General features: G+C 71.6%; 14 protein-coding genes and 2 pseudogenes. 10 read left to right on the top strand and 6 right to left on the bottom strand.

Annotated elements, in window-relative coordinates; genetic code table 11:
* Nucleotides 1-67 precede the first annotated feature (67 nt).
* A complete protein-coding gene (locus C1J00_RS22495) occupies nt 68-1,549 on the bottom strand; it encodes a sigma-70 family RNA polymerase sigma factor (RefSeq protein ID WP_245936454.1) in 1,482 nt (493 codons plus the stop codon).
* Nucleotides 1,550-1,624: 75 nt separating this feature from the next.
* On the opposite strand from C1J00_RS22495, the gene C1J00_RS22490 reads away from it, so the two are divergent.
* The 3 genes and pseudogenes from C1J00_RS22490 to C1J00_RS48110 form a co-directional block, all read left to right on the top strand.
* A complete protein-coding gene (locus C1J00_RS22490; RefSeq protein WP_245936453.1) occupies nt 1,625-3,619 on the top strand; it encodes a DUF4357 domain-containing protein in 1,995 nt (664 codons plus the stop codon).
* A pseudogene (locus C1J00_RS22485) lies at nt 3,601-4,182 on the top strand (5-methylcytosine restriction system specificity protein McrC); the annotation flags it as partial. The gene C1J00_RS22490 and the pseudogene C1J00_RS22485, both read left to right, overlap by 19 nt.
* A gap of 79 nt (nt 4,183-4,261) precedes the next feature.
* Nucleotides 4,262-5,647 (top strand): annotated as a pseudogene (locus C1J00_RS48110) (UvrD-helicase domain-containing protein); the annotation flags it as partial.
* 15 nt (nt 5,648-5,662) lie between these two features.
* Here C1J00_RS48110 and C1J00_RS22475 read toward each other — a convergent pair.
* Nucleotides 5,663-7,318 (bottom strand): N-6 DNA methylase, encoded by a 1,656-nt coding sequence (locus C1J00_RS22475; RefSeq protein WP_180989649.1) that lies wholly within the window; start codon nt 7,316-7,318, stop codon nt 5,663-5,665.
* Nucleotides 7,319-7,725: 407 nt separating this feature from the next.
* On the opposite strand from C1J00_RS22475, the gene C1J00_RS22465 reads away from it, so the two are divergent.
* On the top strand, nt 7,726-8,271 hold the full coding sequence (locus C1J00_RS22465; protein ID WP_102910865.1) for a DUF488 domain-containing protein: 546 nt from the start codon (nt 7,726-7,728) through the stop codon (nt 8,269-8,271).
* Nucleotides 8,272-8,275: 4 nt separating this feature from the next.
* Here the strand turns inward: C1J00_RS22465 and C1J00_RS22460 are convergent, their stop codons facing one another.
* Nucleotides 8,276-8,926, bottom strand: coding sequence for a hypothetical protein (locus C1J00_RS22460; RefSeq protein ID WP_102910864.1), 651 nt, complete (start codon nt 8,924-8,926; stop codon nt 8,276-8,278).
* A gap of 127 nt (nt 8,927-9,053) precedes the next feature.
* Nucleotides 9,054-9,200, bottom strand: coding sequence for a hypothetical protein (locus C1J00_RS45380; protein ID WP_180989648.1), 147 nt, complete (start codon nt 9,198-9,200; stop codon nt 9,054-9,056).
* Between the two features lie 134 nt (nt 9,201-9,334).
* Here C1J00_RS45380 and C1J00_RS22455 point away from each other — a divergent pair, with 134 nt between their 5' ends.
* From C1J00_RS22455 to C1J00_RS22430, 6 genes are all read left to right on the top strand, one after another.
* On the top strand, nt 9,335-10,801 hold the full coding sequence (locus tag C1J00_RS22455; protein ID WP_102910863.1) for a Y4yA family PLP-dependent enzyme: 1,467 nt from the start codon (nt 9,335-9,337) through the stop codon (nt 10,799-10,801).
* On the top strand, nt 10,798-12,117 hold the full coding sequence (locus C1J00_RS22450; protein ID WP_102910862.1) for a pyridoxal-phosphate dependent enzyme: 1,320 nt from the start codon (nt 10,798-10,800) through the stop codon (nt 12,115-12,117). Before C1J00_RS22455 ends, C1J00_RS22450 begins: the two co-directional genes overlap by 4 nt.
* A gap of 5 nt (nt 12,118-12,122) precedes the next feature.
* Entirely contained in the window at nt 12,123-13,319 is a 1,197-nt protein-coding gene (locus C1J00_RS22445; protein WP_245936452.1) for an aminotransferase class V-fold PLP-dependent enzyme, read from the top strand.
* A gap of 90 nt (nt 13,320-13,409) precedes the next feature.
* Nucleotides 13,410-14,174, top strand: coding sequence for a class I SAM-dependent methyltransferase (locus C1J00_RS22440; protein ID WP_102910860.1), 765 nt, complete (start codon nt 13,410-13,412; stop codon nt 14,172-14,174).
* Nucleotides 14,175-14,334: 160 nt separating this feature from the next.
* Nucleotides 14,335-14,634 carry a hypothetical protein gene (locus tag C1J00_RS22435; RefSeq protein ID WP_102910859.1) on the top strand — a complete coding sequence of 100 codons (300 nt, stop codon included), beginning with the start codon at nt 14,335-14,337 and terminating at the stop codon, nt 14,632-14,634.
* 64 nt (nt 14,635-14,698) lie between these two features.
* On the top strand, nt 14,699-15,010 hold the full coding sequence (locus C1J00_RS22430) for an ArsR/SmtB family transcription factor (protein ID WP_102910858.1): 312 nt from the start codon (nt 14,699-14,701) through the stop codon (nt 15,008-15,010).
* 4 nt (nt 15,011-15,014) lie between these two features.
* Here the strand turns inward: C1J00_RS22430 and C1J00_RS22425 are convergent, their stop codons facing one another.
* A complete protein-coding gene (locus tag C1J00_RS22425) occupies nt 15,015-15,668 on the bottom strand; it encodes an ABC transporter ATP-binding protein (protein WP_102910857.1) in 654 nt (217 codons plus the stop codon).
* Nucleotides 15,661-15,870: oligopeptide/dipeptide ABC transporter ATP-binding protein (locus tag C1J00_RS22420; protein WP_342751738.1), on the bottom strand; the 210-nt coding region annotated here is incomplete at its 5' end. The genes C1J00_RS22420 and C1J00_RS22425, both read right to left, overlap by 8 nt.

Here is a 15,870-nt window from a genome sequence, read left to right as displayed (position 1 = left end):
GGGTCCATGTGCGACTTCTTTCGAAGGAGAGTGCGTAGGGGGAGGGAACGTGATGGAGCCGGGGAGTTCAGCGGGGCGGCGGCACCAGGGCGTGGCGGGCCGCGTGCCCGTAGAACTTCGCCCTGGTCTTCGACTCGATCTGCCGGATGCGCTCCCTGGTGACGCCGTAGACGACGCCGATGTCGTCCAGCGTGTCCGGTTCGTCGCCGTCGAGACCGGTGCGCCGGATGAGGACGTACCGTTCGCGCTCGGTGAGGAGCTCCAGGACGAGTCGCAGCCGCTCCATGAGCTCCTTGCGGATCAGCACGGCGGCGGGTCCCGGCAGTCGGCTCGGTCCGATGATCAGGTCGCCGAGGGCCGTGTCGTCGCCGATGATCCGGTCCAGGGAGTCGGTGGGCCGGCTGATCCTGCGCGCCTTCTCCACTTCGGCGAACGTGAGACCGCTGACGTAGGCCACGTTGTCGACGGTCCTGGGACGGCCCTCGTTCAGGAGCTTGCGCTCGGCGACGGCGACCTTGCTCACCTTCTCGTGCACATGCGCGGGCAGCCGGATCAGGGTGCCCTCATCGGCGATGGCCCGGGTGATCGCCTGTCTGATCCACCAGGTCGCGTAGGTCGAGAACTTGAAGCCCTTGGTGGCGTCGAACTTCCGGACCGCGCGCATCAGCCCGATGGTTCCGTGCTGGACGAGGTCTTCGGCGTCCAGTCCGCGGCCCTGGTAGCCGAGCGCGATCTTCCACACGAGCCGCTGGTTGTGCAGGACGAGACACTCGTAGGCACGCCACCGTTCGCTGTCGCGGGGCAGCGCGGCGATCTCCTCCACGGGAACGTCACGGCCGAGCCGGTCGCTACGGCCGAGGCGGTCCTCCCCGCCCCGGAGGAGAACGGCGAGGCCGACCTCCTCCTCCGCCTTCAGCACCACCTTGGCCGTGTGCCGCCGCCACCGGTCCGCCTCCAGCACCGCCCGGGCCGCGAGCACGGCGTCAGTCAGTCTCGAGGGCGTGGAGGAAGCGCCGGAGCGGGCAGGTTGCCTGGCGGCCGGTGTCTTCGAGGCGGCGGCGCTCGGTGCCGGGGGCCGAGGCGGCCGAGGGCGGGTGACCGGGAAGTCGGCGGTCAGCTCTCGCGCTTCGCCGGCGCCGAGTCCGTGCAGTCGTACGACGCCGTCGTGGGCGAGCCTGCTGACGGCGCCGTCGGCGTCGGCGTAACGGGCCAGCATCCGCCGGGCCTGGGCCAGACGCGTGGCCGCTTCCGAGGGGACGGCGGGCGGCGGTGGCGATGCCTTCACCGACTGAGCCGCCGCGCGGCGGGCGGGTTTCACCTGGATACCCAGCGCGGCGAGTCCATTGCGGAGCCGTCGCCGCTGCTCGTCGGTCCTGAGCCCGAGCCGGTCCGCTTCGTCCGCGAAGGCCTGCCGACTGACCAGGCCCGCACGGGAGGCGCGGCGCTGCAGCCTTTCGATGACGGACGGCAACTCCGCTTCGACTGCCCGCCGTTCGACCTCGACCTCGACCATCGGCTCCCCCTCGCCCCGCACGATCGACGCATTCACACAGTCATCACATTCTGTGCATGCGTTCACTTGTACTCTTGATGCCTTGACAGTGTCAACAGGTAGGATGGGTCCATGCCTCAGCCCGAACACCTCCCCGGCACGCCCGAGTTCCGCATCAAGCTCCCCCAGGACGGCGCCGAGGCGCGCGGACATCTGCTCGCCGAGTTCGGCGGCAACGGCACGCACAAGTTCCTCCTGGAGGAGGGCTCGACGGTGGCCGCCGAGGCATGGCCGGGGCTCGGCGACCACGCCCGCCGGACCCGCGCGGAGCTGCGCGCGAGCGGCGGGCTCGTCGACGTCTCCGCCGATCGGTGGAGGGTGGCCCGGGACATCGAGTGCAACTCCTCCTCCGCCGCCGCCGCACTCGTGTACGGCTACGACGCCTCCGGCCCGGAGTCCTGGCGCACCGCCGAGGGTCATCCCCTCGCCGACTACCTGTCCACCGGCTGGCGTGCCCCGCGCAAGGCGTGGCTGGTACGCGGATCCAATGTCTCCGGGCACAACCTGGTGCGGCAGTTGTGGCTGAAGGAGGGGCTCGTCTCGCTCACGGCCGCACATCTGCCTCCTCTGGAAGAGACCGATCCGACCAAGAGCACGCTGCGCCGCTTCGTCGAGGACGGATACGAGGGGGCTGCCTCGTACAACCAGAAGCGGGGTCTCGTCGACGAACTGCACGCCTTCCTGACGCAGATGCGCATCGGCGACACCGTGGCCACCATCAGCGACGGTCGGCTGCATATCGGGAACATCACCGGGGACGCCGCGCAGGCCTCGTCGCCGGGCGGTCTGTCCAACCTGCGGAGGAACGTCTCGTGGTTCTCCAAGAGCCATGCGTACGAGGAACTGCCGGAGGAAGTGCAGCAGAAGCTGTCCGTCCAGCATGACGTGGTCGATCTGACCGTCGTTCTGGACGCGTTGGACGAGCTCACCGGGCTGACGGCCCTCACGGTCCCCGCGGCAGGCGGGGAACTGACGCTGCCGGACATCACCGGGGCACTGGCCGCCGACCTCCTCGTCCACGACCGGTCCTGGCTGGACGAGATGCGGGAGCTCCTCATCGACGAGCGGCAGCTGGTTCTCTACGGGCCGCCGGGCACCGGCAAGACCTATCTGGCGATGAAGCTGGCCGAGTACTTAGGCGGCGGCCCGGAACAGGTCAAGATCGTGCAGTTCCACCCCTCGTACGCCTACGAGGACTTCTTCGAGGGGTTCCGGCCCGTGGAGGACCCCGAGACACGCGAGGTGGGCTTCCGGCTGACGGCGGGCCCGTTGCGGGAGCTCGCCGATCTCGCCTCCCGCGAGGGCAACCGGCACATCCCGCACTTCCTGATCATCGACGAGATCAACCGGGCCAACCTGGCGAAGGTCTTCGGCGAGCTGTACTTCCTCCTGGAGTACCGGAAGAGGTCCGTCCGGCTCACCTATTCCGGGGACGACTTCGCGCTGCCGCACAACCTCTTCGTGATCGGCACGATGAATACCGCCGACCGTTCGATCGCGTTGGTGGACGCGGCGATGCGGCGCCGCTTCGCGTTCGTGGAACTGTCCCCGCGTACCGAGCCGACCGCCGGGCTGCTCGCGCGCTGGCTGAAGCGCGAGGGCAGGGACATGGAGCCCGCTCGCCTGCTCGACGCGCTCAACGCCCGTATCGACGACACCGACTTCGCGATCGGGCCGTCGTACCTGATGAAACCGGGCGTCTACCGCGAGGGCGGCCTCGAACGGACGTGGCGCACAAAGATCCTCCCCCTGTTGGAGGAGTATCACTACGGCGAGAGCCTGGACGTGGCCGCCCGCTGCGGCCTCGGCTCCCTGCGCGAGCAGCGCCCGTGTCCGTGCCCGTGCCCGTGTCCGTGTCCGAGGTGGCGCTGCACGAGTACGGGCCCGCCGTCTCCGTTCCGCTGGGCACCGAGGCCGGGCGGGCCCTCGCCGCCTCCGGGATCCTGCAGAGCGCGACCCCCGATCCCGGCCGGGACGGACACTGGCTGCTGCGCGCGGGCAGTCGGGTCGGCGCCGTGCGCACGCGCGCCGGTACGGTCGTACGGATCATGCCCAAGACCCCGGTGAGCCGGCTGTTCTTCCTCCTCGGGTTCAGCCTCGACCCCGCCCGCGCCTGGCGCGACAGCGGGGAGGGCACCGTCGACACCGGTGCGTATGACGACGTCGTCCCCGCACTGGCGCACGCCGTGGAGCAGCAGATCGACGGGGCGCTGCGGCAGGGGGTCCTCCAGGGCTACCAGGAGGTCGAGGAGTCCGCGCTGGTCGTGCGCGGGAGGCTGCGTGAGGCCGAGCAGATCCGGCGGCACTTCGGCCGTACGCCGCCGGTGGAGATCGTCTACGACGCGTACACCGCCGACACCGCCGAGAACCGCATCCTGCGCGCCGCCGTGGAGCGGTTGCTGCGGCTGCCGGGTGTTCCCGGTGCGGTCCGGCGGCGTCTGGCTCATCAGCGAGTACGGCTGGCCGACGCGCTGCCGCTGATACGGGGGCAGGAACCACCGCGTTGGCAGCCGTCACGCCTCAACTCCCGCTACCAGCCCGCCCTGCGGCTCGCCGAGGCCGTCCTGCGCGGCACCTCGCCGGAACACCGGCCGGCCGGGGCCTCCCCCCTGGCTGTGGACGGCTTCCTGCTCGACATGAACCAGCTGTTCGAGGACTTCGTCACGGTCGCCCTGCGCGAGGCTCTTCGGGAACACGGCCTGACCGCGCGTCCACCCCTCCCAGCGGCGCGTCGCCTACCGCAGCTCGTACGGCGGTCCCGTCCAGGTCACCGGCGGCCCCGGGACGGGCAAGACGGTGGCCGCCCTGCACCGGGTCAAACACCTGCTCGGTCGTTCCGAGGGCGGCCGCATCCTGCTCACCACCTACACGAACGCGCTCGCCGCCGGACTGCGCGACATGCTCGGGCTGCTCCTCGACGAGGACGAGAAGCTGCTGGCGCGGGTCGACGTGACGACGGTCGACGCGTGTGCCCATGGCATCGTGCGCACGAGGTCGGCTGCCGTGCCCGAGCCGATCGGGGACCGGGAGCAGCGGCAGCTGTGGGAGAAGGCGGTCAGGCAGCTCGATCTGCCGTTCACCGCGCAGTTTCTGGCTCAGGAGTACCGGCACGTCGTACTCGGCCAGAACCTCCGTGACCTGGACGCCTACCTCGGTGCGAGCCGCCGCGGCCGCGGCACCGGTCTCGGCCCCACGCGCCGGCGAGTGGTGTGGAGCGGCGTGCAGCGGTTCGAACAGTTCCTGCGGGACCGCGGCGAGACCACACACCTGCGCGTCTGCGCCCGCGCGGCGGAACTCCTCGGCGACGAGCCGGCTCCGTACGCCCATGTGGTCGTCGACGAGGCACAGGACCTGCACCCCGCCCAGTGGCGGGTGCTGCGCGCCGCCGTCACCCCAGGCCCCGACGACCTGTTCGCCACCGGAGACCCTCACCAGCGGATCTACGACTCCCGGGTCTCGCTCGGCTCCCTGGGCATCATGACGGCCGGCCGCAGCTTCCGGTTGCGCCTCAACTACCGTTCCACCGAGGAGATCCTCGCCTGGTCGGCGCGGCTCCTGGCACCCGTCACCGTCGATGCCCTCGAAGGCGAGGGGACGGACTCGCTGGCCGGGTACCGCTCGCTGCTGCACGGGCGCCATCCTCAGGCGCGGGGGTACGCGACCCGGCAGGAGGAGACCGAGGCGCTGGTGGAGCGGGTCCGGACGCTGCTGGCCGAAGGCCTGGCACCGCACGAGATCGGCGTGTGCGCACGGTTCAACCTCTCCCTGGACACGGCCGAGGAGAAACTGAAGGCCGCCGGCATCCCCGTGCTACGGGTCAGAGGGCAGGTCGCGCAGGGGGCCGAAGGGGTACGGCTGGCGACGATGCACGCGATGAAGGGTCTGGAGTTCCGGGCGGTGTCCGTGCTCGGTGTCGCCGAGGGCACCGTCCCGTTCGCCCGTGGGATCACGCCACGTGAGGCGGACCCCCTGCAGCATGACGCCGACCTGCTGCGGGAGCGCTGCCTGCTTTTCGTCGCCTGCACCCGGGCTCGCGAGGCACTGAGCGTGACATGGAGCGGAGCCGCGAGTCCGTTTCTGCCGTACGCCGCCTGAGCGGTCGCCTGCTCCTCACTCCTGAGGAGCCAGGGCTCCCGTGGCGAGTCCGTCGCGGGCGACCTCGGCGAGCTGCCGACTCAGCTCGTCGACTTTGCGCAGCCCTTCCTCGAACGCGGACAGCGCCCGGAACGCGGAGCCGTACCGGCGCTGCTCCTCGATGTCCATGCGGGGGACGCGCGAGCCCCGCGCGTCGAAACGGTAGGTCCCGCTGGTGCTGGTGGAGCGGCGGGCGTTGCCGGAGCTGCGCAGGAAGCCCCGGAGATAGTCCGTGTCGAGTTGCTCGCTGGCCGAGACCGGTTCCGGGCCGTCGAACTCCACAAGTCCGGCACGGGCGAGATCCGCGACGCTCGTGGTGGCACCGTCCAGCGAGCCCGGTCCGCCGCCGGGGGCGAGCTCGGGCAGGAAGGCGGCGAGCCGGAGCACCTGCTCCTGCAACTGCTTGCGCAAGGCCTCGTACTCACCGGGGTAATCACGGTGACGGAAGCGCAGATGACTGCCGGGGGTCAGGTCGACGGTGTCGTCGAGGAGCTCGATCAGCGGTACGTCCGCGGTCTGGTCGTCCCGGGGCTCCAGGCCTCCGTCGGGGTTGTTGTCGGTCAGGTCGATCATGCGCACGGTGTGGTGGGTGTCCGTACCCGAGGTGTTCTCGGGACGCCGTAGGCACCACAGATGGACGGGCAGGGAGTGCGAGGTCGCCGTCCCCGGGGGCAGGGCGACCACTTGGCGCACGATGCCCCGGCGTACGAGTTCCGACCGGATGCGGCGGCCCGCCTTGCGGTAGGCGACCGAGGCCGGCATGACCATGAGGACCTGGCCGCCGGGCGCGGTGTGCGCGTACGCGTGCTGGAGCCAGGCGAGTTCCCCTTCGGCCTTGGAGGGGGTGCCCAGTTCCCAGCGGGAGTCGAGCAGCAGCTGCTCCCTCCCCCACTCCGTCACACCAGCCGGCGGGTCACAGACGATCAGATCCGCCCTGAGGTCCGGCCACGCGTCCGCGCGCAGGGAGTCCCCTGCCACGACGCGCACCTCGGAGCGGCGCAGAAGTTCGGCACGCAGCTGGGCGAACCGGGCGCTGTCGGTATCCATCTCCTGGCCTCGGCAGCGCGTCCCGCTCTCGGAGGCGACCGACAGGAGCAGCGCCCCAATACCACAGGCGGGATCGAACACCGTAGCGCCGACCGGCAGCTCGGGGGCGAAGTGGCACACGGCCCTCACTACACGCTCGGACGTCACCTGGTCGGATCCCGCGCGGCGGGCAGAGTCCATGAACCGGTCAGTAAGTCCGTTTACGAGATCTACGGGCGCCTCGGTCTCGGCAAGCTGCCGCACGCGGGAAGCGACGTCGTCCGGCAGAGCCGGCTCGGGCTGTCCGGCCAGCACCGCGGCAACCGCGGCCAGGCCGGCGACCATCTGATCCCCGTAGGTGGTCCGCAGCGCCTGCCACAACTCGACCTCGGGAGAGACCTCCTGACCCTTGCGCTGCCTGTCCAGCCAGTCCTGGACCTCGGCGAGCGCGTAGAGCGGACTGTTCGCGCCCCCTCCTGCCGGTGCGGGGAAGTCGTCGTAGCGCCGGCGCCAGTTGGAGACAGCGGCCCGGGTAACTCCGGCCAGCCGAGCGATCTCGGCACCGGTGACCAGCGGGCCGACCGAGGAAGCGGCGTTGTCCGTCATAGCCCCAGCGTACACGGATCACCATCGGCGCTCCAGAGGCTAGCATGTTGGCGACGTACACACGTTGATGTCAGTCTCGCCCGTGTACTTAGACCTCTCGTGAACCACACCGCCGAGGAGGCACCACGTGGCGTCGAACACCGCCGTGCGCACCGTCCACCGGCTTTCCGGCGTCGCCCCACCCAGGACGCAAGACCCGGCCATCCTCGACCTTCTCGACCAGGTCTGGACGACCTCCTCGGCCGTCCCGCCGCCCGTCTCCGTGCCGTCCGAACACCATGCGGCGTACGCGGAGGCGACCACTTACGTGACGCGGATCAACAGCTCCGGCGCCCTACGCTCCGACGACTCGACCCCGGGAGCACGTCCTCAGGTGTGGGCCCGCCGGAACGGGAAAGTCCGCCCCTGTGGACGTGCTCCTGCTGACCTTCGGGCACAGCACCGCCGGGCGGGACCGGATCGTCGCGTTGCTGCGCGGGGCCGGTGTGGCGGCCGTCGTGGATGTGCGGACCGCTCCCGGCAGCCGGCGGGATCCCGACCTGCTGCGGGAGCGGCTCGCCGCGTGGCTGCCGGCCGCCGGGATCGGCTACCGGTGGGAACCCGCGCTGGGCGGGTTCCGTCCGCTGCCCGCGGACAGTCCGGACGTGGTGTGGCGCAACGCGTCCTTCCGCGGCTACGCCGCCCACACCCGGTCCCCCGAGTTCGTCACCGCGATGGACCGCCTGCTGCACGACGCCGCGGGTGCCCGTACGGCCGTGATGTGCAGCGAGGCGGTCTGGTGGCGCTGTCACCGCCGGCTGATCGCCGACTTCGCGGTGGTGGCCCGCGGCGTACCGGCCCACCACCTCATGCACGACGGCCGGCTGAGCGCCCACACGCCGACGCCCGGCGTGCGGCTGCGCGACGACGGGCTGCTCGTCTACGACGCCTCCACCGAGCCGACCCGGGGCTGAGCCGTCAGTACAGCTTGTTCACCGCCGTGACGGTCGTGGCCTTGAAGTCCGCCACTTGGGCGTGCTGGAAATTGCCCATCTGACCCCAGCGGACGACCGTGACGGTCCTGCCGTCGCGGCCGACCGAGAAGAGGCCGATGTCGGAGGAGCCCCAGGCAGAGGCGGTGTGGATGCCGTAGACGTGGGCGCCCTCCTCGACATTCAGCTTGCCGTAGTACTTCTGCGTCGCCGTGATGTCCGGATCCTGCTGCATCAGCTTCTTCGCACAGCCGGCGAGGTCCTCGCGCAGGAGTGCCGCGAAGTCCTTCGCCCGCTGTTCGCTGCGCTCCACGACCGTGATCTGCTGGGCGCTCGTGTCGTACTCCGTCCCGTACTGCCGGTGCGTGGTGATGGACGGCAGCGCGTCGCCCACGCAGACCGGCAGCGGGTCGGGCCGGCCGGCGGTGACCGGACCGGCGTACCAGGGCGAGGTCGGGTGCGGCGGCAGTTCGGCCGGCTCCAGGAACCGGGGTGTGCCGGAAGCCGGTGCGGTGGCGGCAACGGCCGGGACGGCGGCTGCGGCGACACCTGCGACGGCCGCCAGCGCGGCCAGGGTGGTGCGGATTCCTCGGTTCTGCCGTATTCCTCGGGCACGGATCTTCATGGTCTCCCCCATTGGTATCCCCCGGTTTTCCCCGGTCGCGTGCTCGGGCTTGTGCCCTTGCCCCCTGTACGACCCGCCACCGGCCGCATGCGTTGTCCCCCGGACCTGCTACGGCTCCGTCCCGATTGTCACCGGTCCGCTACCGCGGACCGAGTCCCTCACCGAGGGCGGCGACGGCGGCCGGGCCGTGGCCCGCGGCGAGGAGGTGGGCGCGGATGTCGTGCTCCAGCCATGCCGCCGCCTCGCGCCCGGCGCGCGCCGCAGCCCGGCCCGTGATCCGCTTCACACCGGCCGAGGCGTAGGCCCGGGTCTTACAGGGCGTAAAGCGACCGAAGAATGGATATGGGCTATACGGCGATACGCGGGGAGTGTCCGACGTGCCCGGATGCCGGGTGCGGCGGCCTCAGGAGGGGAGCGCGCATGGACGGCCGGCCCTTGTATCTCGAACCGCGGCTGGAGCCACGGCTGAGGTCGCTCGTGGCGGCACACGGCACGCTGCACTCGATCGTCGACGCGCTCGGCTCACCCCTGCACGTCGTGGTGCCGGACCAGATCGCCGAGAACCTGGAGCGGTTCCGGTCGGTGTACCGCTCGCACCATCTGCCGGGGCAGGTCTTCTACGCCCACAAGGCCAACCGGTCCAGTGCGCTGCTGCGGCGGCTCGCCGCGACGGACGCGGGCGTGGACGTCGCGTCGCTGGGCGAGTTGCAGCACGCGTTGGGTGCCGGGTTCGACGCCGGCCGGATCACGGCCACAGGGCCGAAGAACCCCGAGTTCCTGTGGCTGGCGGCCCGTGCGGGAGTCACGGTCAGCGTCGACGCCGTTGCCGAGCTGGACCAGCTCGCCGCCCTGGTGCGCAAGCACGCGCTGTCCCCGGTGCGGGTGCTGCTGCGGCTGTCGGGCTTCGAGACGGCGGGCGTGAGGGTGCTGAGCCGGCGCAGCCGTTTCGGCACGCCCGTACGGGAGTTGGAGGTGCTGCTGGAGGCGGTCGAGCGGCATGCCGACGCGGTCGATCCGGCGGGGGTGGCCTTCCATCTGGACACGACGAGCATCGCGGAGAAGGCGACCGCCCTCGAAGGCAGCCTGGCCGCACTGGAGTTGTGCCGGAGCCGGGGGTTGCGTCCGCGGGCCGTGGACGTCGGCGGCGGGTTCGGCATCAGCTATCTCGCCGAGCGGGAGCAGTGGGAGGCGTACACGACCGCCCTGACCGAAGCCGTCCTCGGCCGGCGTCCGCCCCTGACGTGGGGTGGGCACGGCTATGGGCTGCGCAACGAGTCCGGCACCCTGCGCGGCACGCTCGGTCTGTACCCCGCCCACCGGTCCGTCGCCGGCGCCGCCTACCTCGACGAGCTGCTGCGCCGCCCCGCCGCCTCGCTGGGCGGGCGCCCGCTGGCCGCGCTGCTGTTGGAGCACCTGTACGACCTGCACACCGAGCCCGGCCGGGCGCTGCTGGACCAGTGCGGGCTCACCCTGGCGCGTGTCCTGGAGGTCCGCACCCAGGAGGCCGGCGGGGAACTGCTCGTCCGGCTGGCCGCGAAGGCGGACGACATCGCCCTGGAGGACCACGGGGTGCTGATGGACCCGGTGGTCGTTCCCCGGGGCGGAGCCGGGCCGGGCGAGGAGCCGGTCGCCGTGCACCTCTTCGGAAGCCTCTGTCTGGAGACCGACCTGATCACCCGGCGCACGGTGTTCCTGCCGCGCCGCCCGGAACCCGGCGACCTGCTGGCCTTCGCCAACACCGCCGGCTACGCCATGGACTTCCACGCCACCCGCGCCCAGCACCAGCCCGCCGCCGGCAAGGTCGCCGCCTGGCAGGACGGCGATACCTGGCGCTGGTGCCTCGACGACCAGTTCTGGCCGATCACGCCCGCGAGGGGAGCTCAGTGAGGTACGACAGCATCACCGAGGCGATAGGCAACACCCCTCTGGTGCGGATAGACCCGGCGGTGCACGGCCTGCGCACCATCGATCTGTACGCGAAGCTCGAAATGCTCAACCCCTTCGGCTCGGTCAAGGACCGGCCCGCCTGGAGCATGGCGGGCCCCCTGCTGGCCGAGGCGGTCGAACAGGGCAGCCAGGTGGTCGAGTTGTCCAGCGGCAACACGGCCAAGGCCCTCGCGGTCATCGCGGGCATGCACGGCCTCGGCTTCAAGAGCGTCACCAACCGGATGCGGGTCCCGGAGATCAAGGATCTCCTGCTGCTGCTCGGAGCGGAGATCGAGGAGCTGCCGGGGCAGAGCGAGTGCCTGGACCCGACCGCCACGGACGACCCGCTGACCCTGTTCCATCGCACGCTCTCCGCCTCGGGAAGTGCCTATCTGCACACCGACCAGTACTTCAACCCGAGCAACACCGAGGCCCATCTCACCGGCACCGGACCGGAGATCGTCAAAGACCTGGACGGCCGGGTTCCGGACTGGTTCGTCGCCTGTGTGGGCACGGCCGGGTCGTCCACGGGCGTCGCCCGCGCGCTGCGGGAGGAGGACCCCGCCGTGCGGGTGGTCGGTCTGGTGGCGGCCAAGTCCGACTTCATCCCCGGGATCCGCACCATCGACGAGGTGCAGGAGGTGGGTCTGTTCGACCCGCAGACGTACGACACGATGGAGTCGGTCAGTTCCGACGAGGCGATCGAGGGGATGCTGACCCTGAACCGCCGCTGCGGCATCCTGGGCGGGCCCACCGGAGGGGCGGCCTACTTCGGCGCCGTCCGCCATCTGCGTCCTCTGGACGAGGAGTCGGAGGAGCGGCGGACCGCGGTGTTCATCGTCTGCGACCGGGTGGAGAGCTATCTGAGCTACGTCCGGGAGCGGCGGCCCGATCTGCTGGGCCGCCCGCCCCGGAAGAACTCGCCGGCCGACCTGTCCAACGCCGAGGTGGGCGGGGCGCCGTCGGTCACCGTGGCCGAGGCCCGGCACTGGATGGAGACCGAGGGGCCGCTCGTGGTCGACCTGCGCAGCCCGTACGCGTACGCGGCGCTGCACATCGACGGTTCGGTCAACATCGTCGACGAGCTGTTCGCCGAACTCGTCCGGGGCGGGATGCCGTTCAGCCGGCGGCGGCCGGTGCTGCTGGCGTGCCCGGTGGGTGAGCAGTCCGCGCGGTACGCGGCTCTGCTGACCCGGATGGGCCACCCGGACGTGCGCAGCCTGGTCGGCGGCATCATCGCCTGGCGGGACGCGGGCGCTCCCCTGGTGCGGGACTGACCGGCGTGAGCACACCGAGCGGCCGCGAGGACCAGGGGCGGTGGCAGCGGGCGCTGCGCGCCCAGTTCCCCATCGTCACCGGGCATCCGGAGCTGGCGTACCTGGACAGCGCTGCCACGGCGCAGAAGCCGCAGGCCGTCCTTGACGCCGTGCAGAGGTACCTGACCACGTCGAACGCCAACGCCGCGCGCGGCACCTACACCTGGGCCAACCGGACCACGGAGCTGGTCGAGCGGACCCGCGGGCGCGTCGCCCGGTTCCTCGGGGACGAGCGGCCGGAGCGCTCCGTCGTCCAGTTCACCGGCGGCACCACCGAGGGGCTGCGCACCATCGCCCGCGACTGGCTGCCGGGCTTCCTGCGCGACGGTGACGAGATCGTCGTCCCGGATGCCGATCACCAGGCGAACATCGTGCCCTGGCTGGAGGCGCAGCGGTCGCTCGCACGGGAGGGGGTGCACGTCCGGGTGGTGCCGATGCCGTACCAGAGCGGTTCGGGTGACTACGACCATCGGGCGCTGGCGGAACGGGCCGGGCCGCGTACCCGGTTCGTGGCCACCACTCATGTGCACCACGTCTACGGCGGCGACATGAACGTGCACCGCATCCGTGAGGCCGTCGGCCCGGACGCGGTCATCTGCCTGGACGCCGCGCAGAGTGTCGGCCATCTGCCGGTGTCCGTGGCGGAGCTGGACGTCGACTTCGTGGTGTTCTCCGGTCACAAGGCGCTGGCCCTGCCCGGTTCGGGGGCGGTGTGGGCCCGGCAGGCGCGCGGGCCGGAGTTCGTGCCCGGCGGGTGGAGCGGCACCCCGAACACGGTGGGCGTCGCCTCGCTCGAAGCGGCCCTGGACTGGCTGGAGGCGGCCGGTGTCGACCGGATCGAGCGCTGGACGGCCGACCTGGCGGCCCGGCTCACCGAGGGGCTGCGCCGGCTGGACGCCTACGAGGTCCTCGGCTGCCCCCTCAGTCTCGCCGCCGACTCGACCGTGCAGCGCCGCCGCGGCATCGTGACGCTGCGGCACCGCGCCATCGACTCGGGCGATCTGGGGTTCATCCTGTTCAGCCACGGGTTCATGGTCCGCTCCGACCATCACTGCCAGGGCGACGCGGGCGAGAAGACCGGGTCGGTGCGGGTGAGTCTGCATGTGTACAACACGGTGGAGGAGGTCGACCGGCTGCTGTCCGTTCTCGCCTCGCTCACGTGACACCCCCAACTGGGCATAATGGGAACCGTTTCCACCTGTAGGCTCGGGCCGTAACGAGTCAGGTGCGAGACGGCGAGGTGGCGCGACCGGATGGGGCTGAGTCTGGCGACGGCGGAGCGATGGGTGGAGCGCTGGGAGCTCCAGCAGCAGCGGTACGCCGTCGACCGCGAGGAGCGGTTCACGGTGATCGCCGATGTCGTCGAGCACGTCACGGCGGGGCGTACGGCCCCGCCCCTCGTAGTGGACCTGGGCTGCGGGCCCGGATCCCTCGCGGCCCGGCTGGCCCGGCGGCTGCCGGACGCCGAGATCGTAGCCGTGGACCGGGACCCCGTCCTGCTGGAGCTGGGCCGCACCCACCACCCGGACGCGGCCCGCTACGTCGACGCGGAGATCGGCGCGCCCGGCTGGGTGCAGGCCCTGGATCTGGACCGGCCCCTGGACGCGGCGGTCTCCACGACGGCCCTGCACTACCTCGACCGCGACACCCTGCTCGGCACCTACCGGCAGCTCGCCGGGCTGCTGCGCCCCGGGGGCGTCCTCGTCAACGGCGACCACCTCCCCCAGGGCCCGGCGGGCCCGGCCGGGATCGCCGCCCATGTCGGACGGTGCCGGGCCGACCGGCAGCGCGTGTTCGCCCACGAGGACTGGGGCTCCTGGTGGGCCGCGGTCGGCGACGACCCGGAGCTGACCGACCTCCTCACCGAGCGCCGGAGGCGCGAAGCCCCCCTCGGCACGGGCCGCCCCGCCGAACTCCCCCTCTCCGCCCACCTGGAGCTCCTCCGTCAGGCCGGCTTCGGCAAGGCCGGCCCGGTGTGGCAGTACGGCGACAGCTGCGTGGTCGTGGCCGTGCGCTAGAGGCCCCCTGACCCGGCGCTTCACTCGTGCGCCCGCCCCGGGTGGCGGGTGGGTGCGGGTCCTCCGACAATACATGCAGGAATCGCTATATGTTAATGTCGCCATGCCTGCCCGGCCGAAGCACCGCGGGCGGCCATCAGCACACATGAGGAGCACCACCATGACCACCGCCGAGCACATCACCCACGAGGACCACGCGCACGCCCACGGCGACGACTGCGGACACCTCGCCTTCACCCACGGCGACCACACCGACTACGCCCACGACGGCCACATCCACCGGACGCACGCCGGCCACACCGACGAATGCGCGAACGGCGGCCACGCGGTGCACCGGAACCACGACCACGAGCACGGCGACGACTGCGGCCATCTGGCCGTGCGCCACGACGACCACACGGACTACGTGCACGACGGCCACCGTCACGCCGCCCACGAGGGACACTGGGACGACCACTGACAGCAGTCGCCCCAGGGCGCGCGAGAACAAACTGGGAATCGTTGTCATATGCTAATGTATGCATATGACAACGACGCCCCCTCCCCCGGCGGATGAACCGGATCCCACCCTGCAGGCGGCCGGCGAGCTGTTGCGCGCCCTTGCCTCGCCGGTACGGCTGGGCATCGTGCGGGAACTGTCCGGCGGCGGGAAGTACGTCCACGAACTGGTGACCGCCCTGGGCGTCAGCCAGCCGCTGGTCTCCCAGCACCTGAGGGTGCTGCGCACCTCCCGGATCGTGACCGCCCGGCGTCAGGCCCGCGAGACGCGGTACACCCTCACCGACGACCACGTGGCGCACATCGTCCTGGACGCCATCCGGCACGTACAGGAGTAGTGCCTCAGGTCAGGCTGTCCCACTGGACGGTGCGGTCGCACCAGCGCTGGAGCAGGGCCCGGTCGTGGCCGACGGCCAGCAGGGCGGCGCCCGTCGCGGCCCGGTAGTCCTCGACCGCCGCGACCAGGGCGGCGGCCGTCGAGGCGTCGAGCATCGCGGTTATCTCGTCGCACACCAGCATGCGCGGTCGCAGCACCAACGCCCGGGCCAGGCAAGCGCGTTGCAGCTGCCCGTCGCTGACCTCGTGCGGCCGCCGGGTCAGCAGGTCGGGGGTGAGACCGACGACGGGGGCCAACTCGGCGATCCGGCCGGTGACTTCCGCGCCGCGGCCGGTGGCGCGCAGGGGCTCGGCGATCAGGTCGGTGAGCGGCAGCCGCGGGTCCGCGGAGAGTCTGGCCTGCTGGAAGACGACGCCGAAGGCGGTGCGCTTCTCCCGTGGGGCGCGGTGGCGCCAGCGCCGTACGGGTTCGCCGTCGAGGAGCAGGGTGCCGGAGTCGGGGCGGTGCAGCAGGGCCGCCACCCGCGCGAGGGTGGACTTGCCGCAGCCGCTGGGGCCGAGCAGGCCGACGGACTCGCCCGGCGCGACGGTCAGGGACACGTCCCGGACCACCGGGGCGTTCCTGGCGTATCCGGCGGTGATGGAGCGCAGTTCAAGCACGGACGTCCTCCGGCACGTGCGGGTGGTGGCAGGCGACCGTGCCGGTGGGCGGCGGGGCGGCGCAGGTGTCGGTGGCCCGGTCGCAGCGGGCGGCGAAGGAGCAGCCGTCCGGCAGGTCTCCCAGTTCGGGCGGCATGCCCGGGACGGGGGTGAAGGCGCGGTCGGGCAGCGCTTGGAGCAGGCCGCGGCTGTAGGGGTGGCG

This window comes from Streptomyces cahuitamycinicus, assembly GCF_002891435.1.
Lineage (GTDB): Bacteria > Actinomycetota > Actinomycetes > Streptomycetales > Streptomycetaceae > Streptomyces > Streptomyces cahuitamycinicus.
This window is presented reverse-complemented; position numbering and strand designations above follow the sequence as displayed.